Below are 25597 nucleotides of genomic sequence, written 5' to 3' on the forward strand. Positions count from 1 at the left end.
GGCCAATCAAATGGAACATGCACAATCTGGTATCTTCGATGACAATAATAGGCATAGCTACTTTTTAGAATATGTCATTACCAACCGAGATGCAGACACCATTAACGCACTAAAAAATGCATTAAAAAATATTAGCGACAACCTCAACTGTAGTTCAGTTATCGCTTTTGGCAGACGCCTTTGGCAACATTTAGACAACCAAGCTAAAGTGCTTGACTTTACTGATTTTGCAACGCTTTCAGGGCCATTTGGTCACACAGCGCCCGCCACCCAACACGATTTATTAATTTGGTTGCACGGTGATGATTTAGATGGTGTGTTTGACGCGATGCAATTATGCCAATCACAGTTAAACGGTGTCGCTATCTTAGCGCTTGAGTGCCCAGGGTTTCGATACAAGGATAATCGTGACCTCACCGGCTTTGTCGATGGCAGTGCAAATCCAAAAGATTTAGCCGCAAAAGCAGACGCAGCACTACTGCCAACGTCACATTCTCATCAGCAAGGCAGCTTTGTTTTAACGCAAAAATGGGTGCATGACCTGAGTGAATTTGAAAAACTGCCCGTTACCGTCCAAGAAAAAATAGTGGGTCGCACAAAACCAGATTCCATCGAACTTGAAGGCGATGATATGCCAAAAAATTCGCATGTATCGCGTACCGACGTGAACGTAGATAATGTGGCCATGAAACTCTATCGCCGCAGTGTGCCATTTGGAAACGCAAACGAAAAAGGCCTCTACTTTTTAGGCTTTGCCTGTGAACAACAACGCTTTCAAATTCAACTCGAACGCATGTTTGGCCTAACCCAAGATGGTATTTATGACAAATTGATCGATTACTCAAAAGCAGTTAACAGCGCATATTGGTTTGCCCCGTCACAAACACAGCTAACACAGATTGTGACGACATAAGCTGTAACAATTTAAACAAGCAAATTGCGCATATTTTATCTATCTTTAACAGTAAGTATGGTGTTCAAAGAGGTTCAATATGCGCATCTTGATTTGCTTAATTTCCGTATTAGTTTTGGCGGCGTGTAACAGCACACCAAAAGCCATTTCACCGCCAAATCAACTTATCAACGACACGCAATTTACGCGTATTCCTGTTGAAACCAAAAAAGACGTCTTCAGTTTATCTGACAATACCAAAGCCCTTATCGAACAAGCCGTGTCACGCGATATTGATAAACGTGTTGTAACCCGCTCACTGGTTGAATACATTTTCAGCCCACAAAACCAAAGCTTAGACTACCTATCGGGTGCAACCCTTACTGCAGAAGATACATTCAACAACAATAATGCCAATTGCCTCTCGCTGTCGATTATGGCCTACAGCATGTCTAAACACCTTGGCTTGGCGTCGCGTTTTCAGCAAGTGTATATTCCTGAATACTGGGCAAGCGAAAATGGCTACAGCTTGCTAACTGGGCACGTTAATTTACGTATTTTGCGTCCAAGTGCCAGTGATGTTGCGCTTACCTCAACCATTTACGATACCACAGGTGATCTCATCATCGATTTCAACCCTAGTAGTTTGCGTCACAAATTTCGTTCTAAAATTATTAGTGAAGACGTAATCTTAGCGATGTTTTACAACAATAAAGGGGCTGCCGCGATGATTAATGGCGAACACCACCTCGCCTATTCGTATTTTAGTGCAGCAATCGAAAGTGCTCCCAACTACGGCTCTACCTACGGCAATTTAGGCGTGCTTTATCGCATTAATAATCAATTTGATAAGGCAGAACTTGCCTACAACCACGCGCTTTCTCTCGATAATGATAACAATACTGCCAAGGGTAATTTAGCTCGCTTATATGAACTAACAGGACGTAGCCTTGAGGCCCAAAATATTCGGATTGCACTTGAACGAAAACGCAGCAAAAACCCCTATTATGCGATTGCTAAAGGCAACGAAGCGCTTTATCAAAATGACTACCGAACCGCTATCAGCTTTTTTAAAAGAGCGATTAAACTCGACCGCGAAATTCACGAAAGTCACTTTGGCTTGGCCAAGGCATACTTTATGATTGGCGATATCGACAAAGCGCTCAGCGAGTTACAACAAGCCGAAAAGCATGCTTATTTTGACAGCGAAAAACGCCGTTATCGAGGAAAAATAATGTCGTTAAGTGCGCAGTTATTGAGATGATACACGCACTTTTCTTCGCTTTATCACTGAGTGTAACAACGCAAGATACACTTAAGGCCCATAGTCATTTACAAATACTCAGCCATGACCAACTTGCTGGGCGAAAAACAGGCACGCTGCACGCCAGCATTGCAGCAGACTACATTGCAAAACAATTTCAAAATGCGGGACTCTCCCCCGTATTTACCAATTACAAAGTGCCGTTTCGCTACAGCAGTGGCTTTTTTGGTGAAAAAGAAGCACACAATGTGCTTGCAGCCAGCGAACAAATTGCCAACAGGCCAACGGTAGTAATCTCCGCGCACTTTGATCATTTAGGTACCAAAGGAAGGCACATTTATAATGGCGCCGACGATAATGCCAGCGGTGTTGCTGCATTAATTACCCTGGCATCACTCATCGCCAAACAACCCAGTAGGAAACTTAACTACCTTTTTCTTGCGACCGATGCAGAAGAGTCAGGCTTATTTGGCGCCCGCGAATTTATCAAGGCTTCACCCATCCCGCTGTCAAATGTACTAATCAATATTAATTTAGATATGCTTGGAGTGAGCAAGCGTAACAAACTACTTGGCCTTTATAATGCGCCGTCCAAGGCGTTTATTGAGTCACTTCGCACAAACACTTGGCATAAAGACAGCGAGGTAAAATTCACAAGAGGTAATGGCTTTTATAATCGAACAATCAAAAACCAACGTAGACGCATACTTGATGCGGGCGATCACCGCGAATTTCATCGCAAGCGCATTGCTATTTTGTATTTTGGCGTAGGTGAGCACAGTAATTATCATAGCCAACACGACACCTATGAAAATCTTGATCATGCCTTTTTTGATGGCAGCTTACATAATATTGCTAAGGTCATTTCTCAATTGGATGCAAACTATCAGTTGCTAAGCAGGCATTAACCCAGCTGATTTTTTGCTTTTTTGATAATTTTTTGACTTGATACTCTAACTTACTGGCGTCACTTTTGCTGCCCACTTGCCGCTCAAGTAATAATTTTAACGGCCCCTTACCAATTAACGCTTTTGCTCCTTTGCCTGAGCTATGCTGGCAAAAACGTCGTGCAACATCTGTTGTAATACCGGTATACCAATGTCCATAGCGGGTTTCAACTATGTAAATAAACCAAGTTGACTGTACATGACTTTGTTTGGTGGGACTTTCTAACTGCGACATAAAACAAACACTTGGGAACTTCATTGTAAAATTTAGGTCAAATTTACACTTTTATAACCTGATAGCAAGAGGTATCATGGTGCGATTAGTAGTAAGGATTAAAGTATTCAATGAAATGGTTTAAGTATATTTCGCTGTGCGCAGTGATCGTTTTTACCTCAGGTTGCTCATCTTGGCTATATAGAATGCCAATTCCACAAGGAAACTTTTTAGAGCAAAGCGATATTGATAAGCTACGTGTTGAAATGACACGTGAACAAGTACTCTATGTATTGGGTCAACCAATCGCAAAAGATGCATTTGATGAGAGCAATTGGTATTACTTATACCAATTTAACCCAGGCAGAGACAGCGAAGTGCGTAAAGAGCTTGTAGTTGAATTTGAAGGTGACAAACTAAAAGCGTTACGCGGTGATTATGAAACGCCAGAAACATTTAATACACCGCTAGAGCAATAAGTTAACACTTAATCTGACTTCAGATTAACGTAAAAAGTCATGCAATTGCATGACTTTTTTGTTTTTATGATTGGCGACGTCCTGAACGCCCACCCGTAATCTTATTTGCCCTACCCTCATCTTTCGCTTTTTCTGCGCGGCGTCTGCGCGCTTCTTTCGGATCGGCAATTAATGGACGATAAATTTCGATTCGGTCACCGTCTTTTACGATTTGATGCAACTTACAGGTACGATTCCAAATACCTACGGCAAGCTTTGTTAAATCAATCTCAGGGCATTTTTCTAAAATGCCGCATTGCCCAATAACTTGTTCAACGCTTAAGTCGTCCTCAGTATTAAAGGTCACCGTTGTTGCGCTGTCAGGCAGTGCGTAAACTATTTCTATCGATTTCATTTATTTGTAAACCTGCTTCGCGCGCTGAGTAAATGCTTTTACCATATTATTTGCCACTTCATTAAATACTTTGCCAAATGCAAGTTCAACCAGCTTGTTGGTAAATTCAAAATTGAGTTCTAAGCTCACTTTACAAGCATGATCATCAAGCGCTGTAAACTTCCAACCACCCGCCAAAGTTTTAAACGGGCCATCAATCAGACGCATATCAATCGCTTGACCCGCTTTTAATGTATTTTCCGTTGAAAACCATTTACGCATGCCAGCTTTCGAGATTTCTACCGATGCAGACATACACAGTTCATTTTGGCTATGTACTTTTGCACCAGAGCAATTTGGCAAAAATTCAGGATATTTGGAAACATCATTAACTAAATCATACATTTGCTGCGCACTAAACATCACGAGCGCAGATCGACTAATTTGCGGCATATTCTCTCCAGATTTAACAACGCGAATTCTATCAAGGTTTGACGCAGAAACAAAAAATAACCCGTGTAATGGCAAAAAATAGTGTAAAACCATAGCGGATAAGTATAATGGCGGCATTATGGCAAAACACAAAAAACCAAAAGCACAAAGCAATACCATCGCGCTAAATAAAAAAGCGCGACACGAGTATTTGCTGCAAGATAAATTTGAAGCTGGTATGGAATTACAAGGCTGGGAAGTGAAAAGTATTCGCGCCGGCAAAGTAAATATTACCGAAACCTTTATTCAAGTTAAAAACGGCGAAGCTTACTTACATGCAAGCCAAATTACGCCTTTAATTCAAGCGTCTACACACGTTGTGTGTGATCCAATGCGGCCGCGAAAACTGCTGCTCAACAAACGTGAAATCGATCGTTTAGTGGGTGCAGTAGAACGCGACGGTTTTTCTTTAATCGCCACTGCAATGTATTGGAAAAAATGCTGGGTTAAACTCGAATTCTGCCTTGCTAAAGGTAAGAAGCTGCACGATAAGCGTGCCGACAGTAAAGATAAAGACTGGGCTCGAGAAAAAGAACGAATGATGAAACATTCAGCACGTTAAGCTCCCAGTAAATTATAAAAAAAACCACGCCTCTGCGTGGTTTTTTTATGCCAATTAAAACCAACCTATATTGCCTCACACCCTAAACACCTCTAGATAAGATCCCTCGTCAAACTAAATCTTTTTACAAACAAAGTTACACTTTAGTTTTAGGGACAAAAGTTACCTTATTGTTAATTTATGATTAACATGTTATTAATTTAAAAGGTTGATTCACGTTATGAATTTACCGTTTAATTTATAATAATCAAACAAGGAATGGTCCATGAAACGCGCTACAAAGTTTAAGCTTAACTCCTTAACCTCCGTTATTTCTGCGTCACTACTGTTTTCAGCCTATACAGTTAATGCTGAACAAGAAAAGCAAGTCGAACGCATAGAGATCACTGGCTCTCATATTAAACGCACCGACCTTGAAGGCCCTTCACCCGTAACAAGTTTATCAGCTGATGATATTGCCAAAACAGGCGTTACCGACTTAATTGGCTTATTCGCAAAACTACCAATTTCTGGCCAAGGAACATTTTCAACGCAAGCCAACAGCAGTGACGATACCGCAAATGGCGGCTCGAGTGTGTCATTACGGGGTTTAGGTGCTGACTCTACATTAATTTTAGTAAATGGCCGCCGCGTGTCGGTAAGCCCATTTGCAAAAGGCATTGATACCGCATTTGTTGATATTAACAATATCCCAATCGCCGCAATCAAACGTGTTGATATCCTAAAAGATGGCGCATCTGCTACTTATGGTTCTGATGCGATTGCTGGTGTAATTAACGTTATCTTACGGGATGACATCGACGGTGTAGAAATTAGCGCAAAATATGGCGATACCGCAGATGGCGGTGGTGAAGAAACAAATGTTTCAGTGGTTTTTGGTAACACCACAGATAACAGCTCTCACACCTTTATACTTGATTATTTTAATCGCGAAGAAGTACTTTACGCAGACCGTAATTATAGCGCAACAGCCAATCAACGAGCACGCACGGGCGATGTTTACGCTACTGATTTTCGCTCTTCATCAGGTTTTCCTGGCACTATCGCACTAAAGTCTGATCCCACTAATCGTATGCCAGACACCTTTGGCAATGACGTTTGTGCACCAGAAGATATTATTGGCAATTTATGCGGCTATGACTATGCACCTTATATGACCATGTTCCCGCAAAATGAGCGCTTTAGCTTCAATTACTCAGGTCGTTACAATGTAAATGATACTTTCCGTGTATTCACAGAGCTTAACGGTCAAAATTCAAAAACCATGATCCGTGGTGCTGGCAGTCCAAGCTTTAATGAATTGTTTATGGATGGTGACAACATCAACCATCCATTTGCCAATATGCCTGACCATGAATTCCATGGCCAAGATTTAACGATGCGTCGCCGCATGGTTGATATTGGCAACCGCGAAAAGCGTGTTGATGCAGATTATTACCGTGCAATCTTAGGGTTTGAGGGTGAATGGGGAGATTGGGGCTATGAAGCTGCCTATTCTTACATTAAAAGTCAGTCGGTCGAGCGCGGTGTAGACGGTTTCCCTAATAAAGTGCGCTTACAAGAAGCGATTGATTCAGGCGCATACGACCCATTTGAACCATCATCAAATGGCCAACAGGTGCTAGATTATATTGAAACCACTACCACACGTATCGGTAAATCAACCAATAAGACATTCGACTTTAAAGTAAATGGTCCATTAGCAGAATTACCTGCAGGTGAACTGATGCTGGCTGTGGGTGCTGAATATCGTGAAGAATCGATTAGCGATAACCCAGACGATCAATATTTACGTGGTCAAATTTTTGGTACCGAAGCGACACAAGCAAACGGCACGCGTGACAATAGTTCGTTGTTTGCAGAAGTTGCCGTGCCGGTTATTGATGACTTAGAGGTGCAACTGGCGGTCCGTTATGAGGACTACAGTGATTTTGGTGATACCACTAATCCAAAGTTGTCTTTTTCTTGGCGCGCGATAGATAACCTACTTGTGCGCGGCTCTTGGGGTACGGCATTTAGAGCACCATCGCTACACCAACTTGGCCTTGGCCGCACTGATGAATCCCCTACCTTGGTTGATGACTATCGTTGTAACTTGGTTGGTCTTGGCTGCGACCCATTCGAATATACCGCAGTTTTTGAAGGTAACCCGGATTTAGGTCCTGAAGAATCTGAAAGTTACAACCTTGGTGTAGTGTACAATATTACCGATGATTTAAGCGTATCAGTTGATTACTATAGCTATGATATTGAAGATATTATCGATTCAGATACTCAGTTTATATTTAGTACACAAGGCGGTAACCCAGACGTTGTAGAACGTATACCAACTGGCATTCCTAACGACCCTGGTGAAGTCGTTGTTATTTACGATACTTTCCAAAATATTGGTGACTTAACCACGTCAGGTCTTGATATCGATGTAAAATATAACTTACCAACAGAAATCGGCGACTTTAAATTCTCTTATGTGATGAATTACATGCTGGAATATGAAGATAAGCGCCCTGATGGAAATGGTGGTCAGCGTGTCGATACTGAAGCTGGTGACTTTGAGCAACCTGAGCTGCGCTTCACCTTGAGTGCAGATTACGCGATAAATGATTTTACAACATCACTTGCGCTTAACTTTGTTGATTCATTTAAGCAAGATGATTCCGTCCGCGTGCAAACAGCAAGAGATGCTCAAGGTAACAAAATCGAAAATCAAACGGTTACATTATCTGATGTCGATGAATTTATCACGGTTGATGCAACCTTTAACTACCATGGTATTGAAAATACAACACTCACATTAGGTATTACTAACCTATTTAACGAAGAGCCGCCATTTACCTATGATGAGTTTATGGGTTTTGCGACCAATGTGCACAGTGGCCAAGGCCGTTTTATGTATTTACAAGCAAACTATAAGTTCTAAGCACTAAAGCAAAAAAGCCCCGAAAGGGGCTTTTTTACTCTTTGGGTTAGTTAAGTTTTAGATTAACTAGGGCACACATCTAAAAATTTTCATTTAACACTAAACATGGTCACGTTGCTTTTTGCACTCAAGCATTTCTTTCCAATGTACAATTTCTTCATGTAGCTTTGGCGCTTCGCCATCAAAACCTGCTGCGTCTAACATTTCTTCAACGCTTACAATACCACCTTTTTTCTTAAATACACCTCGGACATAAGCAACAGCATGTAAGCCACGCTCTGATTTGAACGTTTGCTTAATATAAAAATACTTATGATCCCAGCCAACTAATTGTGTTGCCACAGTGAATATTTGCAGAGGTTTAATGTCTTTAATGTAGGTAATTGCTGTGGCATTTACAATTGGAAACCAACGACGCTTCATTACCACTGAAAATAACCCCAAACGCTCAGTCATCCAAGTACGCGCCAAATCCATAAAGGCAAGATAACGCGAATTAGTGAGATGAAGGTTAATATCGCAGTCGCTTGGTAGTGCTCGAAAATCAATTTCAACCTCATCTAACAAAGGTTGATAAAGTTTATTACGCTTTATCCGATAAAAGAGTAACAGTAATCTAAAATATAAATTCATTTGTCTTGAGTGGTCTTACCAGAAAAGTTCATTTTCTCAGGTTTAATAATAAACTCAAGTACAAAAAACAATACTTAAAGGGTTTTATGAAGTCGTATATCTCAATTTTTATACTTATGTGCGTTAGCTTTCAGCTTAAGGCAAGTTTTGAGTTACCTGGTAGCGGCACAGTTATTTACCCATCAGGTTTAAAGCAAGAGTTTAGTTTTGGCTTTAAATGGGACAAACAAAATAAATTATTTACCATAGGTAACCAAGAATACCCAATGGATCAAATGCCGGACTCTTATTCGATTGCACTTACTCTGGCAGGAGACGATCAAGCGGTTTTTGTACAGGAGTTTGCCAATGGTTATATATCTGAGTTTGAATGGCGATTAGGACCACATATTATTAAGCTTGAAAAAAAGCGTTTAGAGTACCCGGTGCGTGGCGACTATATTCTATGGATTGATCAATACAACTATTTTTTAAAAAATGGCAACCCCAGCGTCAAAATCGTATTTAATAAAGACGGTATTAACTACATTATTCCAAGTGGCATTACCAAAGACAACGGAAGACGACGTTAGGGCTAGTCACTTAACGTAAACTAGCCCACCTACATACAACCATTACACCTTAATAGTTTTACGGTTAATGCCATACTCGCGTAACTTGTTTGCAATTGCGGTATGGCTTAAGCCTAAACGCTTCGCAAGTTGACGCGAGCTTGGGTAAGCTGGATACAGCTTTCTTAAAAGGGTCGATTCAAAGCGCTTCACCGCTTGGTCTAGCGTACCTTCAAAATCAGACTCAAGATAACCCAAATCATTGGTAAAACTTGGTAGCTGTAGATGCTCGATACTTAAATTCTCATCATCAAGCAGTGAAATAGCACGATATAGAGAATTCTCTAATTGGCGCACATTACCCGGCCACGGATATTGTTGTAAAAACGCGGTAATAGTGTCATCTAATACCGGCGACTTACGCCCTAATTGATGCGAATAACGGCTAATAAAATGCTCGGTTAACGGCACAATATCGGCTTTACGATCTCTTAATGGCGCAAGCTCTAGGCTAAGTACATTAATGCGATAATAAAGATCTTCCCTAAAGCGCCCTTCTTGTACCATACCTGGAATATCTTTTTGTGTTGCCGCTAAAATCCGCACATTAACTTTGACTTCATTTTCACTGCCAACACGTCTAAAAGTGCCGTCTTGTAAAAATCGCAGTAATTTAGTTTGCAGTTGCGCCGACATTTCCCCTACTTCATCAAGAAATACAGTACCGCCGTCGGCTTGTTCTAATACACCGCGGCTTTCAGCATTCGGCAATGCACAGCCAAACAATTCAGGTTCAGCCACATCATCAGGCAAGGATGCACACGATAACGTAACAAATGGTTTATTTGCGCGATTTGACGCATAGTGACACGCTTTCGCTAACAGTTCTTTGCCTGTGCCCGTTTCACCAGTGATTAAAATAGGCGCCTCTAACTGCGCCATTTTACGCGCTTCACGCACTACTTTGCGCATGGCGCTGCTATGAGTATGAATAGTTGCAAAGCTCTCGTTGCCTTGTCGTCTAAAGGCACTTACCTGCTCACCTAAACGGCTTTGCGACTTGATATTAACTACCGCACCGACAAAAATCGTTTCATTTTCAGAGTCAGGCACTGAAATTGGTAAGATATCGGCAATAAAATCTTCACCGTTCACTTCAACACGCGTTGTTTGCGCAAGCACTTCTGTACTTTCTAACCAACGTGTAAAGTTAAACCCTTTCAGTTGGGTATTAATATGCTGGCCAATAACCTCTGTGCTTGATGTATTTAAATCACGGCAAGCTGAGTCGTTACATTGGCGCACAATACCTTTAACATCAATAGAAATAACCCCATCGGGTAGTGCGCTTAGTAAGGTTGCAAGCTCATTATGCTCTCGCTCAGAAGGCAAAAATGCGGTCGTTCTTACATCTTCTACACCTTGAATTAAACGAATTTCAGGCATAATTTTCTGAAACTGTTCAAACTCAATTGGTGGAAAAGAGACATACATCCGACAGTTAACTGAATCAACTTCAATACCTTTTAAGTCAACTTGGTAACTTACTAAAATATTGAGTATTTCCTGCGCGATACCAATTCGGTCCGCACAATGGATCTCTAAGCGCATAATTTCCCCATTACCAGCTTAAGCACAATATTTTGATAATACTGAAAAAACCAAAGATTGGAAGAAAATTTGTAAACATAAATGAACAAAAAAGCTATAACCCATAACTATTCACTCAAATCAAAAAAGGGAGCAAACGCTCCCTATTTTGATTAACCCAATTTCAGGTTATTTAATATCCCGGGTAAACCATCCATTCACCATCATCGAGTTGAATATATGGCTTACCATTAAACATCTGCATTCGCGTACCCGAGTTCTCACCCACCATAGGTGTTTTCGGTAAATCAGCGGCTAACATACCAAGATCTAAGGTGCCGCTAAAGATGTTTTGTCGCGTTGCGCGGGCAATTAGCTCTGAAATAGCCAGATAACTAGACGGCTCAGAAATCACTTTTTGTGCACTATTTGGTTTGGCATTTGGTCCGATAAACTTAACGCCCACTGGAATATCTAGAATTGCTGGACTAGGAATATCACGCATACCTGCAATTTGCATTTTATCGCCCGCCAGTGATGCACCATGCTCTGGTACCATAACCACCATATAGTTACGACCGCTTTGTCCTAAACGCGTAAAGAATTGGTTAAATTGCTTAAATAAGATTTCTGTACGCGTGCCGTAGCTTTTTAAACTGCTGCCAAACTTACTGCGTCCTTCAATCACATTACCATCGTGCAAACTAATGGTGTTGTAGTAAAGTGCCGCACGTGGCTTGTTTGAAGTTAGCCTTGATTTAAGCCACTTATTTAATACCTGACCATCATCGAAAATAGGTGTACCATCAAACGAGCGCTGTGCAATTTTAACACCTTGTAACGACTGCAGTTTTGCATCAACACGCCCTTGGCTTTCCACCATACCAAGGAAATTATCAAAATTACCATTGTGGTTCATAGCAAAGTCGTTATCAAAACCCAGCGACTTTAAGTTCTCAAACAAGTAACACTGCTTATTAGCATCTGAATATAAGCCCTGGTGAGATGTTTGCCCACAGCTTGCTTTTAATAAACGAATACCTGCAGGTCCACTGTACGACGTAGCTGAGCTGAAGTTATCAAACAGTAAATCAAACTGATTAAACAAAGGGTGCTTACTAAGGTTCACTCGCTCTAAATCGTCCCAGCCAAGTGAACACACGTTGAGTAGCACAATATCAAAGTCACCACCTTGGTTAGATGCTGGAAATTCGGTTTTTAAGCGCGCTTGTTGTTGATAAAACGCCGACATTGCTTGTTCGGGGTTTAAGGAGGTGCTTTGTACATTTTGTTGCGTTGCTTGCGCACTATTTTGTACATAAGTTGGCGCGGGTTGCATACTCTCTTGGCTGGCAAAAAATTGTAATGCGCCAATATACAAAATACCCGCGATACTCACCGTGGTAAAACGAACCCAATTTACCAAATAAATATAAACAATGACCAAAACCAGCGCCATGGCGACGAACTGCCACGATAAAAAGCGCGACAACAACTCGATAAGGTATGGCAAACTAAAATCTCTAAGCAGATCACCACTTTCAAGTAAGCGACTAAGCGGTGGCAAATAAGAGTCATAATGCAATAAAAATAATGCGACAAATGCCCCGATAATATGTTTGGCCTTAATCAACAAGGCATGCTTGAGTGGCAGTAAAAGAAACGCAATAAACGCAATATTTTCCAGTACATGCAAATCGATAACATCTGAGAAAAATAAGCCTAGCTTGACTAAAAAATATAAATTCCAAAGCCCTAGTGCGTCATAACGCAACGGATCTTTATCTGGGTGTGCAATGCTCATTGATTATTCTTTTTCCTGCGGCTTATATGGGTGAATCGCTTTATGTTTAAACGTCCACGCTTTGTATAGCTTAGTAACAAAATGCTTAAGCTCTTTTGAAAACTGCGCTATTGCAATACCTATCACAATGCCAAAAATAAACGCTAAAATAATATAAGTTAAGTACATTAATTATTTTCCAGAAGCTTAAGAGGATGTGCTTTACAAGGCTTACGACTTGGAAAGCGGTTTATATCGTGTACAACAGCCGTGCGTCCAGATGTACTCATTGCAAGTGGCACTTGCTCTACCGCTGATTCAAGTAACTGTACGGAGAAATCTTCTAATTCTTTGTTGTCGTCGGCGTGTTTAAGTTCTCGGCAAACTTGTTCTATGTATAAGTCTTGCGAATAAATGCTATGAGCGACAAAGAACTCACTGATTGCTAATCTGAATAATCGCTCAATGGCGTTATCCACATCATTTTCTCGGCAAGCATGCAAATAAAGCAAAACTTGCGATTGATTCGCAGTAAAAATATCACCGTTACGTTTTACAGAAAAAAGACGTAATGCATCAATTGGCTCGACACCTTTAATCAAATCCAGGATCACCAAAACGCCACTAATCCCCGTCGATAAGCTGGCTTCACGTTGCAGTTTCACGGCATCAACAAAGCTACTTGGTGTTAAATACCCTTTTGCTTCCACCCCTTTAGCATGAGCCAGTACTGCTTTGTAATCTTTTGGCAGCGTACGCACAAACTTAACGCCTTGCAAAGCTTGCACCTGCGACATCAAACGTGAAATATCTGTGGTTGTGTGCAAAATTAAATTAACGCCTAAGGTTAAAAATACACACTCATCGTGGTGACGTAACACGCCATCTTTGTTTTTAATTACAATTTTTAGCCAAGGCCCGCAAACATCTCGTAATTCATAGCTAAGTGCAGCAAGTTCCGTCTTTTTAACATCATGGGACGCACACAAAACCACTGTTGCAGCTTTATTTTCGCGAGCATGTTCGGCTACGCTTTGGTTATCGTCGCATATTAAATAATGTGGCGGTAATTTTGTATCGCTAGGCAACAACTCTTTGCTAATAAAAACCTGTTCTAAATTTTGATAAACAGGTTCAACATTCGCTTCATTTTGAACGTTTAGCTCGGCCGATACCGGTTGTTCAAAAAACAACTGATAACTTATCTGGCTTACCACCCCTTTTTCACTGCGCCAAAAATCAAAGTACAAGTTGTGGTTCATTAAATGGCTATTAAGATGGGCAACGCCGTCAATTAATTTGCTGTGAGCTAAAAAAGTGGGCGCCTTTTGTTGCGCTGTTTTGCCCGTAAACAAAAAAATCAGGCTAATATTGTAGCGTTCAGCTATAGATTGCGTTTTATGCAATAGTTTTTTAACTAATTTAGCTTCAAAGTGGTTAGCTAAATCTTCGGAAAAGTGAATAATTAAATGCGCACCGCGAAAGCCAGAATAATAACTTAGCTCTTCAATTGTTTGTGAAATAAACTGCGTGCTGTTTTCGATAAAAAAAGATGTATCTAAGGCAAAAAGTTGCGCTTTTTTAAGTTGCGGCCATTTATCTGATTTAGCAGAAAATCGCTCAGGGTCTTGCGATATTACAAAGCTCTTGCTTTGTTCGTTTATTGAGCTCAAGGCAAGCTCAATACCTGCTTCTTCGCTGTTGGCGAAAAGCGCATAAGTTGCAGCTTTGACAATAAGCCCATGCTCGCTCTGAATACCCAAAAAGTTTAATTTATGCACATTTAACCCACTTTTGCTTTATAAACACATTGATAATACATAACGCAATGCTCTATAAAAGTAATACTTTCTATTTAGGTGAAAATATGATTTTATATACAATCATTTAGCTAAGTCCAGCACGATTGACTAGAAACTGCTAAAATTAAATTTGCATGAGCCGATAACAATTATGGCAAGTTGAATCAAGCTCGCAAAAATCAAGGCCTACAAGGAAAAAACACTTATTTTGTCTCACGAGCTACGTAATAGAGTGTAATAGTTTAGCCCAATCTAACCGACTAATAATATAAAAGTTGTAATTTATGAGGTTAATATTGTGACTAATAAACAAAACGCAGAAACAATAGAAAATGCATATCATGCGCACGATATTTCTAAATTAGAAATGAAAAGCAAGATTGCTGTCGCCGATTACGTTGAAATTACAGAAAAGCAAAAAGAAACGAAAATCATTGCTAAGTATGATCTTTTTAGTGAAATCGAAGAAATTTAATAATTATACGTATTAACAAAGTCCATTTGTATGAATCGAGTATTTTTTAAAGGCTTGAAAGGTGGTACAGGAAGTACATCTATTATTGCCAATATAGCAACACTGTTATCTCAAAGCCATCACGACGTGTTGTGTATTGACCTTGATTCTAAAAATGAGCTGTGTCTGCACCTTGGTCATGAATGGCAAAACCAATCAGGTTGGACAAATAAAATAGCAGACGCAGAATCTAGCTGGGCTGATATCGCATTTATTAATGAAGATAACGTCAAGTATGTGCCCTATGGCTCTGAACTTGCTAATAGTTTTTCGTATAATACGCTGTTAAATCAGTCAAAACGTTTGGATATCGACCGCAACAGTTGGCTGTTGTTTGACGTACCAAGTCATATGTCACTCGATGACTTAGCCCTTGATGACAGCGATATCGTTATCAATGTAGTGACCTGCGATCCTGCGTGTTATAGCCAAATTAAAAAAGGCAGTACACATAATCAGGCTTATTACTTAATTAATCGCTTTAATGCCAGTAACCCGCTTGAACTCGATGTTTACCAAATTTGGCGTTCAAATTTAAAGCAATTAGCACCCTTTTTTATTCATTTTGACAGCGCAGTACCTGAGGCACTTGCAGCTAAAAATGTACTTATTAACACTTCACCGCTCAGTGTAGTAAAAGAAGATTTTCACGCACTCGCAAGCTGGTTAAACAACAAACGCAAGAGTCTGTCGTAACACATATGAATACGTCTAGCCTCGTAAGCCCAAAGCACAATATTGGTAGAGTAAAGTCACGCTATCGCTTCTTTTTTGAAGAAAATAGTTACAGTGTATTTATGTCACTGTTACTTACTGTGGCTTACTTTGTTTTGCATGCCTTTTTTAAATTAGAGCGTATCGATTTTGATAATGCTTTTTATCGTTACTTTCCACAGTTAAAACCGAACCGTTTTCGCCTTGGCGACCCGATCCGCTTTGTGATTCAATTAACCTTTCTTACGCTAGTAAAGTTTAAACGTGATGGTAAACAAGCTGTTGAGAAAGAATCAAAATATTCCATTTTCAAAATTTTGCCGCTATTTATCGACTGGGCAATGCGATTCGATAAATGGTTTACCCTGCGCGTGCGGCAATCACTTAACAAAGAAATCAATGAAAATACCCAAACCGGATTTCAAAAATTAACCTCCGCCGATTTTTGGGAAAAACCTCATATCACTAAAATACTGCTTGCTGCGGTACTTTTTTTATTGGCGATATTTATCACGGTTCCTTTTTCCCTTGAAGCACAAGCGATTTTTATGAGTTTGATCTTATTTATCGCCTACTCATTGCGAGGTATAAAAGGACCATTACCGACTATTGTAATGATAACGTTGTCAATTACGACCTCTACTCGTTACATTTGGTGGCGTGTAAATGAAACGCTGAATTGGGGTGACCCTATAGCCTTGTTTTTAGGATTTGGCTTACTTGCCGCAGAAGCGTATGCCTGGTTTATTCTAATTTTGGGTTTTTTCCAAACCATGCGTCCGTTAAAACGTAAACCGGTTAAGCTTCCTAAGGACACTAGTAGTTGGCCTACCGTTGACGTTTACATTCCAACTTATAACGAGCCTTTAAGCGTTGTAAAACCAACGACTATCTCAGCTTTGGCGCTAGACTGGCCAGAAGATAAGCTAAATGTGTATATTCTTGACGATGGCAAACGAGACGAGTTCAAAGAATTCGCCGCTGAGATTGGTGTTGGCTATATTGTTCGTCCAAACAACTTTCACGCTAAAGCAGGTAACCTCAACCATGCAATGCGTTACACTGATGGTGAGTTAATTGCCATTTTCGACTGTGACCACGTACCTGTACGTTCGTTCTTACAGATGACCATAGGTCAATTTGTCGAAGACTCTAAAATGTGTCTGGTGCAAACACCACACCATTTTTTCTCTGCCGACCCGTTTGAAAAAAACCTCGGTAATTTTGCCCAAACGCCTAATGAAAACATGCTGTTTTACGGTCTAATTCAAGACGGAAACGACTTATGGGATGCGACTTTTTTCTGTGGTTCTTGTGCCGTAATTCGTCGCAGTGCAATTGAAGAAATTGGCGGCTTCGCGTTTGAAACTGTTACAGAAGATGCTCACACAGCACTTAAAATGCAACGTAAAGGCTATCGCACCGCTTACATTAATATTCCACAAGCAGCCGGACTTGCTACTGACAGTTTGTCGACCCATGTGGGTCAGCGTATTCGCTGGGCACGGGGTATGGCGCAGATATTTAGGGTGGATAACCCCTTGCTTGGACGCGGGCTCTCGTTAAGCCAACGTTTTTGTTATTTGAACGCGGCAATGCACTTTTTCTCTGGTATTCCGCGCATCGTGTTTTTAACCGCACCCTTGGCACTCATTTATTTTGATGCCTATATTATTTATGCGCCGTTTTTAGCAATTTTACTGTACGTGGTACCAACCCTAATGCAGGTTAAAATTACCAACTCCCGAATCCAAGGTAAATGGCGTTATTCATTTTGGGGTGAAGTATATGAAGCTGTGCTTGCTTGGTACATTTTAAAGCCTACAACCGTGGCACTTTTTGCGCCCAACAAAGGTAAGTTTAACGTAACCGAAAAAGGTGGTTTAACCGATAAAGATTTCTATGATTGGGAAATCTCAAAACCATACCTTTTTCTTGCAACCATTAACTTGATTGGCTTAGTTGTTGGTGTTTTTCGCATATTTTTTGGCGACCCCGTTCAAATCGGCGTATTGTTAATCAGTATGGCATGGGCACTGTACAACTTTATGATTTTAGGTGCGGCGATTGCAGTTGCGGCAGAAGCAAAACAAGTAAGGCGCTCTCACCGTATTACGGCGAACTTCCCCGCTGCGCTGCGCGATGCGAATGGCAGAACATACAAAGTACGCGTAACCGATTTTAGTGATGTTGGTGTAGGCGTACAGTTACCAGCTGATGATTTAATCAATGTGGAAACTGATGTTGACCTGATAATGTCACGTGGACGCCGACAATTTTCATTTCCGTGTAAAGTGATTAACGCACGTAAAAATCGAGTTGGATTGATTTTAAGTAATCTGACACTAGAACAAGAGAAAAACTATATTGAATCAACCTTTAGTCGCGCTGATGCGTGGCTTGGTTGGCAAGAAAATTTTACGCATGATCTTCCCTCTGAAAGTTTTAAGCATGTAAAACAAACCAGTATTCGTGGTTTTAAAAGCTTAATTCTTCATGCACCAGCGAAAGCAAAGAAATACATAACAAAGATTGGTAATATTTTAATTTTGGTTGGCTCATTTATGCCGCAAAAGCCAAAACTGGGAAATTTAAATTATGAAAGTGCTAACTAAAGTAGCAGGAAGCATATTGGCGCTCAGTTCGCTGTGTAGTATCAATGGCTACGCAACAACAAGCGGCAACAATGCAACAGGCAACTTTGCCCGCAACGCAACTAAAATTGCTGAAAATAAAGAAATATACAAACAAGGTTACCCTGAGGCAGGCCCTCAAAGCACCTTGTCTTATACATTTGAGCAATTAAACCGACCTGATATGCGTTTGCGTGGAGTGCAAGCAAGTCGTACGGTTGACTTTACTAACCGTGTTGATCACATTATTACCGATTTAAGTCTCGACTTTGCATTTACCAGTTCACCTGCATTGATCAAAGAGCTTTCCCATTTAAAGGTGTATTTAAATGAAGAAGTGATGGCGACAATTCCGGTCACCGACGCGAGCCCTGATAAAGTTAACGAAGGCATGCAGCGCCATAGCATTAAGCTTGAGCCTAAATTTGTTGAAGACTTCAACACCCTTAGATTCGAGTTAATTGGCCACTATACGCGTGAATGTGAAGACCCGTTTCATTCCAGTATTTGGGCCGATATTAGTCGTACCAGTCGCATTACCTATACCGAGCAGCAATTACCATTTGAGAGCTTACTTGCTCAGTTCCCAGAACCGTTTTTTGATGAACGTGATTATGCTCAGTTAACACTGCCGTTTGTATTTAACGAAACGCCAGATAACACAACCTTGCACGCTGCAAGTATTTTAAGCTCATGGTTTGGCGCAAAGGCAAACTGGCGTGGTGCAAAATTCCCAGTTAACTACAATGCACTACCAAGTTCACACAGTGTTGTCTTTGCAACCAATGATAATCGCCCTGATTTCTTAGCGGATTACCCAGGTGTTGATGGCCCCGTTGTTGAAGTAATTGCAAACCCAGAGCATCGTTACCAAAAACTCTTGTTGATCTTAGGCCGTAATAGTGATGACTTAAAAGTTGCCGCCGAAGGCCTAGCATTAGGCTTGCCAATGATGACTGGCCGCAGTGCAAAGATTACCAAAGTTGAATATATTGAGCCGCGTAAAGCTTACGACGCACCGCGTTGGATCCGCTCAGATCGCCCGGTTCGTTTTGGCGAATTGGTCGAGTATAAAAATCAACTTCAAGCTGTTGGCTACAGTGCGCCACCAGTAAAACTAGATGTACGTGTTGCGCCCGATTTATTCACTTGGTACACCGACGGTTTACCAATCGAATTAAAATACCGCTATACACCACCTACAGATAAAGGTGTATCACGTCTTAATATGTCGATTAACCAAGAGTATGTGCAAGGTTACAAACTCGACCCGAATGAGTACTCAACGTTAGTCGATGAAGATATTCGTATTCCACTGCTATCGACCGATGATACCGATAAAGAACGTTACTTTACCGTCCCCGGTTTTAAAGTGGATATTAAAAATGATGTAGCCTTTGAGTTCTTATTCTCAACAGAAAAAGAAGGGTTTTGTCAGACTACCGCACCTGAGGGCACCATAGGCGCAATTGATGAAAACTCAACAATTGATGTCTCTGATTATCACCATTATATTGCGATGCCTAATTTGCATGCTTACGCACAAGGTGGTTTTCCATTTACCAAGTTTGCAGATTTAAGCGAAACCTTAATTGTTTTACCTGAATCACCTAACCGTGATGAGGTCGAAACCTTGCTTACTGCAACAGGTCACTTAGGGCAAACAACGGGTTACCCATCACTAAAAGCAACGATCCTCACCGATAACGGTGCAGACATTGATTTTGACGATAAAGATATCTTGCTCATTGGCTCGCAAACAGGTGCAGATAGTTTTGCTCAAAACGAGCATATGTCGGTGCTGATTAATCACTCTCTACGTGAAATAAAGCAAGCAATTTATGAAACTCAGCCGTACAAGTACGCTAAGAGCAATGAAGATGCCTCAACGCACGTTTCACTTGAGAGTTATGGTTCACTTGCAGCCATTGCAGGATTCCAATCGCCGTTTAACGACGAACGCAGTGTAGTATCAATTATGGCGGCAACCAGTAATGATTTGGGGCTTATCAACAACACCTTAATTGATGGCGCTAAATTAATTGAAGTGCAAGGCACTGCAACAATTATCAATCCTTATAAAGTGCATCAATCGCATTTAGGTGAGCGCTACTATGTTGGTTCGTTACCGCTGCACACACTTATTTGGTTCCACTTGTCGGATCATCCACTGTTATTGGCATTTATGACGATTATTACATTACTTATTTTATCTGTTATCTTATGGCGTGTTCTCAATACTTTAGCGCGCAAACGTGTTGGTAATAAGGAAGACTAAATATGAAAAAGTTACTCATTGTATTATTGCTTCTAATGCCAACATTGCTGAAAGCAGAAAACTGTATGGTGTGGCCTGAATGGCAGACCTTTAAAAACAATTTTATCTCAAAAGAAGGTCGCGTAATTGATCTTGGTTCTGAAAAAAACATTACCACCAGTGAAGGTCAATCTTATGGTTTATTCTTCGCACTCGTGGCGAACGATAAAGAAACCTTTGATAAGTTACTTAATTGGACCGAGCGTCACCTTGCTGAAGGTGATTTAAGCGCACGTTTACCTGCATGGCTTTGGGGCCGTAAAACGCCATCAAGTTATGGTATTTTAGATTCTAATCCTGCGTCTGATTCTGATTTATGGATAGCCTACGCGCTTGCAGAGGCGAGCCGTTTATGGAATGAACGTCGTTATGCGGTACTTGCTGCGGTAATGGCAAAGCGCATTTTAAAAGAAGAAACCGAGTTTTTGCCAGGACTAGGATTAACCCTATTACCTGCCCCTTATGGCTTTGAAGTTGGCGAACAAACATGGCGTTTAAACCCAAGTTATTTGCCACCGTTTATTTTCCAGCGATTTGTTGAGCTCTATCCAAGTCAACCATGGCAAGAAGTACTAAATTCATCATTGGTAGTGCTTTCAGAAAGTGCGCCAAAAGGCTTTAGCCCTGACTGGGTGTTATACAATCCCAAAAAAGGCTTCCACTTCACTAAAAGGCACAATGATGAAGGTAACTTCAATGCTATTCGCAGTTATTTATGGGTAGGTTTGTTAGCTGATGATGTTAGTTACAAAGAGCAGCTGTTGTTTAAGTTTGACCCAATGGCGCGAAAAGTAAGTGCCAATCGCGCAGTACCACTCAACACCTATGCTAAAACAGGACGTACTGCAAAAACTGGCCCTCTGGGCTTTCAAGCAGCGATTCTACCTTTTTTGAAATCATTTGGTGATCGCGTAACGGCAAGTATGATTAATCAAAAGATCAACGCCAACATAGACTATGAGCTGCGAAATAATTATTACAGCAGTGTACTCACATTGTTTGGCACCGCCGCAACCAATGCACGTTTTGAGTTTTTAAATGACGGTTCGTTAGTGCCGGCATGGAGCACCGAATGCAACTAAGAGCGGCAGCATTATTAGTAAGCTGTTTACTTGGGTCACAACTGCACGCCAGTGAAGGCCTTGATGCTCAGCCTATTAGTTGGCTTTTAGAACAAGTTGAACTCGGCGAGGCACAACAAAAACCACAACTGGTAATTGATAGTCTCGCCCGATTAGAGCAAGTTGAACCTGGCAGCCTCGATATTCGCGCAGCCTGGATCCGCTACTACTTCGAGCAAGGTGAAACGGAAAAAGCCGTTGAAGAGCTCAAAGCATTTAAAAAAGATGAACCGTTTTATCCGTATATTCAACGCTTAGATAGCATTGCGTATATTCACTCACCTGAAGGTAAAGAAAAACTGCAAGCTGTGCGCTTATTAGCGCGCGCAGGTCAATCAAAAGAAGCTGCAAAGCAATTCAAAGCGCTATTTCGCGGCGAAATACCAACGGCGAGACTAAAGTTTGAATATGCCAACATACTTTCTGCCGACCCAGATAGTTGGCAACAAGCAAAAAAGTTATTTACTAAGCTGACACAACGCTACCCTAATACAGCTCAGTTTGAAGTAGCCTATGCACGCCATATCTTAAAACGAAAACCCACTGACAAAAAATCGCTGGCAATTTTGCGTAAATATGCCACCCATACGCAAATGCGTATTGAGGTTGAGCGCGTATGGTTAAATGCGTTAGAAGATATGCCAATTAGCACCTTCACACGCTCACAATACAGCTATTTTTTTAGCCTCTATCCGCAAAGTGATCTAGGTAAATTGCAATACGAAGTATTTAGTGAAAAGCTGATTGCACAACTAAAGCTAGAGGCCGACCCTAACTACCAAGCCTGGCAGCGCGCAAAGCGCCATATGGCAAAAGAAAACTACGCGCTGGCAGAAAAGCTGTTACGCAAAGCAGCCGCTGGCAGACCAAAAGACGCTGATATAGTGGGCGACCTTGGCCGTAGCTTAATGGCACAAGGCAAACATGCCAATGCCCAACAATATTTTAGCAAGGCCGCCAAACTCGCAGACAGTAGCGATAAATCAATTTGGTTAGGGTTATTAAATACTGCCAAGTTTTGGGGGCTGATCAGCGAAGCAAGATCTGCAATTGATGCCTTAGAGCTGACAAGAGCCGAACAACTGCTAGCCAGTGCATTAAAACTCAAAGAAGACACTAATACCGTACTGACTTATTCATCACAGGTAGCACAGGCCAAAGGTGACACAGCGCAGGCGACAAAATACCTGCAAACCGTATTACGCAGTGACCCTAATAATGGCTATGCCCTGTCTTTATTGCTAAATATTGTAGAACAGCAACAAAGTATTAATGCACTAGAGCGATTTGAATCAAGTTTAACTAAAAAACAACGCGAAACAGTCAGTGCGGAAATAAACGCTGCAAAAACGGCTATTTACCGTGAACAAGCTGAAGAACTGTCTGCGCGAGGCGAACCGAAAGAAGCGATTGCACTGCTTGAAAAAGCAATTAAAACCTCTCCTACAAATGGCTGGCTTTATTATGACTTGGCCTTTGAATGGCGCAAGTTAGGCGATATTGACACCAGTAAGAAAGTCTACAATCAAGCGCTTTGGCGTTTTCCAATGAATCCAGAAATTCGTTATACCCACGCTCTTTACATGCGTTCGCTAGGCGATTTTCGCGCTGGATTACAAAGCTTATCTTATATTCGGGTGAAAGATTACACGCCGCAAATAAAAGAATTAAAAGAAACGTTAGCGCTCGGTGAGCAATTTGAACAAGTCGATGTGTTAATTGAGACCGAACAAAAAGCCTCTGCCCTTGCCCTGTTACAAGACATCGAAAATCAAAATGATTTAAGTAACCTGCAAACAGCACAAATTGCAGCGCAATGGTACAAATTAGGCATGCATAACCGTGCCACCAGCCAGCTCAAAAGCGCGCTAAATAGCGCTCCTAAACTCGATTTCTACTGGTATCAGCTATACAGTGAATGGTTGCTTAGCGCAGACGACGCCGATGATCTCGATTCATGGTTTGCCAATTTGCATATGGCGCCGGCGCAAACCCAAAGTGAAAAGCGCGAAATTGAAAACTTAAAAGTGCGCTACCAAGTAAAAAAACAGCCTGATCGCGAAGAGATTATCTTAACATCTTACCTTAGCAACAACCCATCAAGCATTCCTGCAAATGCACGCTTGCTTGAATTTGCGTTAAATAAAGGTGATTTTGAGCAAGTTGATTTTTTATATGAAAATGCGCACAAATACGGCGAATTAGAATTCGAAACTGAGTATCAAGTTGCCGAAAAAGCCCTATTTAGTAATAAATATGCGTTGGGTGAAAAAGTAGTTAGACACTTAGTGTATCGCGTTCCCGCAGATGAAAACTATAATCAGCGCCGATTAATGGCCCTGTTACTCGATTTTAAAGATCAAGACAATGCGCTCAGATACCAAAAAGATCTACTCGCACTCTCACCAAGCGATGGCGAATTGCTCAATCTTGCAGGCCAAGTAGCAGACAAATTTGGCCAAAGCGAACTTGCAATTGAATACTATCGTCAAGTACTTACAAAACAACGTGTTGATGTTGCCGACAAAAAAGTGCTGCATGACTTAGCACAAGACCAAGAAACCGATACTTGGTATATGCGCTCTGCTCGCTCGGGCATTGCAAAAATTAAAAACCGTACCGATGGGCATATTGCGCTTGCTGGCGACTTTAGCGGTCAAACCAGTACGCAAAATGATCATGAACTGGGCTTAGGTGCAGCGTTATTTGAAGGCTATTTTCCATTTTTAGAGGGTCAGTTATTTGTTAAAGCGGATGCCGTTAGTATCTCTGCCCAACAAACTAACTTTTCAGAACGATTTGCCGCAAGTCGCTACGGCACTGGCGCACTTTGCTATGATACTTGCTCGTTATTTAGCATTACCCCTCGAGACCAAGGTATTGCCTTCGGTGTTGGCTGGCAAAACGAAAACTGGCGTGTGGATATTGGTACCACACCACAAGGCTTCTTAATTTCAAATATCGTAGGTGGCGTGCTCTATCAAAATAGTCTCGGTGACTTCAGCTACGACATTGAAATTGAGCGAAGAGCACTCACTAACAGCGTATTGTCATATGCAGGCCTTGAAGACGTCAATCAAAATGAGATTTGGGGTGGCGTTACCAGCAATGGTATTACCCTTGGCTTGTATCACGATCTTGGCCTCGATTGGGGTTTTTGGGCTACGCTCGATTATCAGTATTATCAAGGCAAAAATGTACTTGATAACGACCGAAAACGTGCGATGACAGGTGCCTACTATCGCTTTATCCAGCAGCCAGACTTTGAACTGTCTGTCGGCACTAACTTGTTGTACTGGGGCTATAAGCACAACCTTTCAGAAGAAACGTACGGCCATGGCGGTTACTACAGCCCACAAAAATACCTTGGTCTGTCAGTGCCTGTTACAGTAGATGGTCGTTTTGAGCAGGACTTAGTTTATCGCCTCAAAGTGAACGGTGGTTATTCGCGTACAACCACAGATGCCATTGAACTTTACCCAAATAACCCTGAACTACAAGCTGTTGCAGAGCTCAAAGCAGTTGAAACGGGCATTGATCCAATATTTGCTGCTGACAAAAGCAGTGGATTTTCATGGGGTATTGAGGGCTTAGTTGAATACCGCGTGCAACCTCAATGGTTAATTGGTGCGAGCTTTAATATCGACCGCGCTGATTTTTACGAACCAAATTATGGTCAAATTTACGTGAAGTATTTGTTTAACCCTGTTTACGGTGAGCTGCCATTAGTACCAAGGCTAATCGTGCCTTACGCTAACTATTAATCACATAATTGAAAAAGGGAGCAAAGCTCCCT

General features: G+C 41.3%; 21 protein-coding genes. 13 read left to right on the top strand and 8 right to left on the bottom strand.

Features of this window, described 5'->3' with window-relative positions:
* The first annotated feature begins 10 nt into the window (after positions 1-10).
* From ACHSBP_RS06735 to ACHSBP_RS06745, 3 genes are all read left to right on the top strand, one after another.
* The gene (locus tag ACHSBP_RS06735) at positions 11-913 is read left to right on the top strand and encodes a Dyp-type peroxidase (RefSeq protein WP_395388411.1); all 903 of its coding nucleotides are present in this window, start codon (positions 11-13) and stop codon (positions 911-913) included.
* Positions 914-992: 79 nt separating this feature from the next.
* A complete protein-coding gene (locus tag ACHSBP_RS06740; RefSeq protein ID WP_395388412.1) occupies positions 993-2156 on the top strand; it encodes a tetratricopeptide repeat protein in 1164 nt (387 codons plus the stop codon).
* Positions 2153-3064, top strand: a complete 912-nt coding sequence (locus ACHSBP_RS06745; protein ID WP_395388413.1) for a M28 family peptidase — start codon at positions 2153-2155, stop codon at positions 3062-3064. Before ACHSBP_RS06740 ends, ACHSBP_RS06745 begins: the two co-directional genes overlap by 4 nt.
* Here ACHSBP_RS06745 and ACHSBP_RS06750 read toward each other — a convergent pair.
* Positions 3018-3338 carry a GIY-YIG nuclease family protein gene (locus ACHSBP_RS06750; protein ID WP_105170648.1) on the bottom strand — a complete coding sequence of 107 codons (321 nt, stop codon included), beginning with the start codon at positions 3336-3338 and terminating at the stop codon, positions 3018-3020. The genes ACHSBP_RS06745 and ACHSBP_RS06750 overlap by 47 nt on opposite strands.
* A 110-nt stretch (positions 3339-3448) precedes the next feature.
* Between ACHSBP_RS06750 and ACHSBP_RS06755 the strand changes: the two genes are divergently transcribed.
* Positions 3449-3796 carry an outer membrane protein assembly factor BamE gene (locus tag ACHSBP_RS06755; RefSeq protein ID WP_010560512.1) on the top strand — a complete coding sequence of 116 codons (348 nt, stop codon included), beginning with the start codon at positions 3449-3451 and terminating at the stop codon, positions 3794-3796.
* 64 nt (positions 3797-3860) lie between these two features.
* Here ACHSBP_RS06755 and ACHSBP_RS06760 read toward each other — a convergent pair whose 3' ends face one another.
* On the bottom strand, positions 3861-4190 hold the full coding sequence (locus tag ACHSBP_RS06760; protein WP_395388414.1) for an RnfH family protein: 330 nt from the start codon (positions 4188-4190) through the stop codon (positions 3861-3863).
* Positions 4191-4622: an SRPBCC family protein gene (locus tag ACHSBP_RS06765; protein ID WP_395388415.1), complete on the bottom strand. Its 432-nt coding sequence runs from the start codon at positions 4620-4622 to the stop codon at positions 4191-4193.
* A 118-nt stretch (positions 4623-4740) separates the two neighbouring features.
* Here ACHSBP_RS06765 and smpB point away from each other — a divergent pair, with 118 nt between their 5' ends.
* Together smpB and ACHSBP_RS06775 are read left to right on the top strand one after the other, a co-directional pair.
* Complete coding sequence (gene smpB, locus ACHSBP_RS06770) at positions 4741-5223, top strand: SsrA-binding protein SmpB (RefSeq protein ID WP_010560515.1); 483 nt, start codon at positions 4741-4743, stop codon at positions 5221-5223.
* 265 nt (positions 5224-5488) lie between these two features.
* On the top strand, positions 5489-8143 hold the full coding sequence (locus ACHSBP_RS06775) for a TonB-dependent siderophore receptor (protein ID WP_010560516.1): 2655 nt from the start codon (positions 5489-5491) through the stop codon (positions 8141-8143).
* Positions 8144-8242: 99 nt separating this feature from the next.
* Here ACHSBP_RS06775 and ACHSBP_RS06780 read toward each other — a convergent pair whose 3' ends face one another.
* Entirely contained in the window at positions 8243-8776 is a 534-nt protein-coding gene (locus ACHSBP_RS06780; RefSeq protein ID WP_021033069.1) for a thioesterase family protein, read from the bottom strand.
* 86 nt (positions 8777-8862) lie between these two features.
* On the opposite strand from ACHSBP_RS06780, the gene ACHSBP_RS06785 reads away from it, so the two are divergent.
* A complete protein-coding gene (locus tag ACHSBP_RS06785) occupies positions 8863-9348 on the top strand; it encodes a hypothetical protein (RefSeq protein WP_395388416.1) in 486 nt (161 codons plus the stop codon).
* A gap of 42 nt (positions 9349-9390) precedes the next feature.
* Here the strand turns inward: ACHSBP_RS06785 and tyrR are convergent, their stop codons facing one another.
* The 4 genes from tyrR to bcsE all read right to left on the bottom strand — a co-directional run bounded on the left by tyrR (position 9391) and on the right by bcsE (position 14481).
* Complete coding sequence (tyrR, locus tag ACHSBP_RS06790; RefSeq protein WP_010560519.1) at positions 9391-10938, bottom strand: transcriptional regulator TyrR; 1548 nt, start codon at positions 10936-10938, stop codon at positions 9391-9393.
* 172 nt (positions 10939-11110) lie between these two features.
* Complete coding sequence (bcsG, locus tag ACHSBP_RS06795; protein WP_010560520.1) at positions 11111-12721, bottom strand: cellulose biosynthesis protein BcsG; 1611 nt, start codon at positions 12719-12721, stop codon at positions 11111-11113.
* 3 nt (positions 12722-12724) lie between these two features.
* Positions 12725-12889, bottom strand: coding sequence for a hypothetical protein (locus ACHSBP_RS06800; RefSeq protein WP_158523435.1), 165 nt, complete (start codon positions 12887-12889; stop codon positions 12725-12727).
* Complete coding sequence (gene bcsE / locus ACHSBP_RS06805; RefSeq protein ID WP_010560521.1) at positions 12889-14481, bottom strand: cellulose biosynthesis protein BcsE; 1593 nt, start codon at positions 14479-14481, stop codon at positions 12889-12891. Before bcsE ends, ACHSBP_RS06800 begins: the two co-directional genes overlap by 1 nt.
* Positions 14482-14800: 319 nt before the next feature.
* On the opposite strand from bcsE, the gene ACHSBP_RS06810 reads away from it, so the two are divergent.
* Genes ACHSBP_RS06810 through ACHSBP_RS06835 form a run of 6 tightly spaced genes read left to right on the top strand, consistent with a single transcriptional unit; the run spans position 14801 to position 25565 of the window.
* The gene (locus tag ACHSBP_RS06810; protein WP_158523434.1) at positions 14801-14977 is read left to right on the top strand and encodes a hypothetical protein; all 177 of its coding nucleotides are present in this window, start codon (positions 14801-14803) and stop codon (positions 14975-14977) included.
* A 30-nt stretch (positions 14978-15007) separates the two neighbouring features.
* Complete coding sequence (gene bcsQ, locus ACHSBP_RS06815) at positions 15008-15712, top strand: cellulose biosynthesis protein BcsQ (RefSeq protein WP_010560522.1); 705 nt, start codon at positions 15008-15010, stop codon at positions 15710-15712.
* A 5-nt stretch (positions 15713-15717) separates the two neighbouring features.
* Complete coding sequence (gene bcsA, locus ACHSBP_RS06820) at positions 15718-18345, top strand: UDP-forming cellulose synthase catalytic subunit (RefSeq protein ID WP_010560523.1); 2628 nt, start codon at positions 15718-15720, stop codon at positions 18343-18345.
* Positions 18329-20641: a cellulose biosynthesis cyclic di-GMP-binding regulatory protein BcsB gene (bcsB, locus tag ACHSBP_RS06825; RefSeq protein ID WP_010560524.1), complete on the top strand. Its 2313-nt coding sequence runs from the start codon at positions 18329-18331 to the stop codon at positions 20639-20641. Before bcsA ends, bcsB begins: the two co-directional genes overlap by 17 nt.
* A gap of 2 nt (positions 20642-20643) precedes the next feature.
* Complete coding sequence (bcsZ, locus tag ACHSBP_RS06830; RefSeq protein ID WP_395388418.1) at positions 20644-21762, top strand: cellulose synthase complex periplasmic endoglucanase BcsZ; 1119 nt, start codon at positions 20644-20646, stop codon at positions 21760-21762.
* Positions 21753-25565: a cellulose synthase subunit BcsC-related outer membrane protein gene (locus tag ACHSBP_RS06835; protein WP_395388419.1), complete on the top strand. Its 3813-nt coding sequence runs from the start codon at positions 21753-21755 to the stop codon at positions 25563-25565. Before bcsZ ends, ACHSBP_RS06835 begins: the two co-directional genes overlap by 10 nt.
* Positions 25566-25597 lie beyond the last annotated feature (32 nt).

The sequence above is a fragment of the Pseudoalteromonas sp. XMcav1-K genome, from assembly GCF_044005875.1.
Lineage (GTDB): Bacteria > Pseudomonadota > Gammaproteobacteria > Enterobacterales > Alteromonadaceae > Pseudoalteromonas > Pseudoalteromonas spongiae.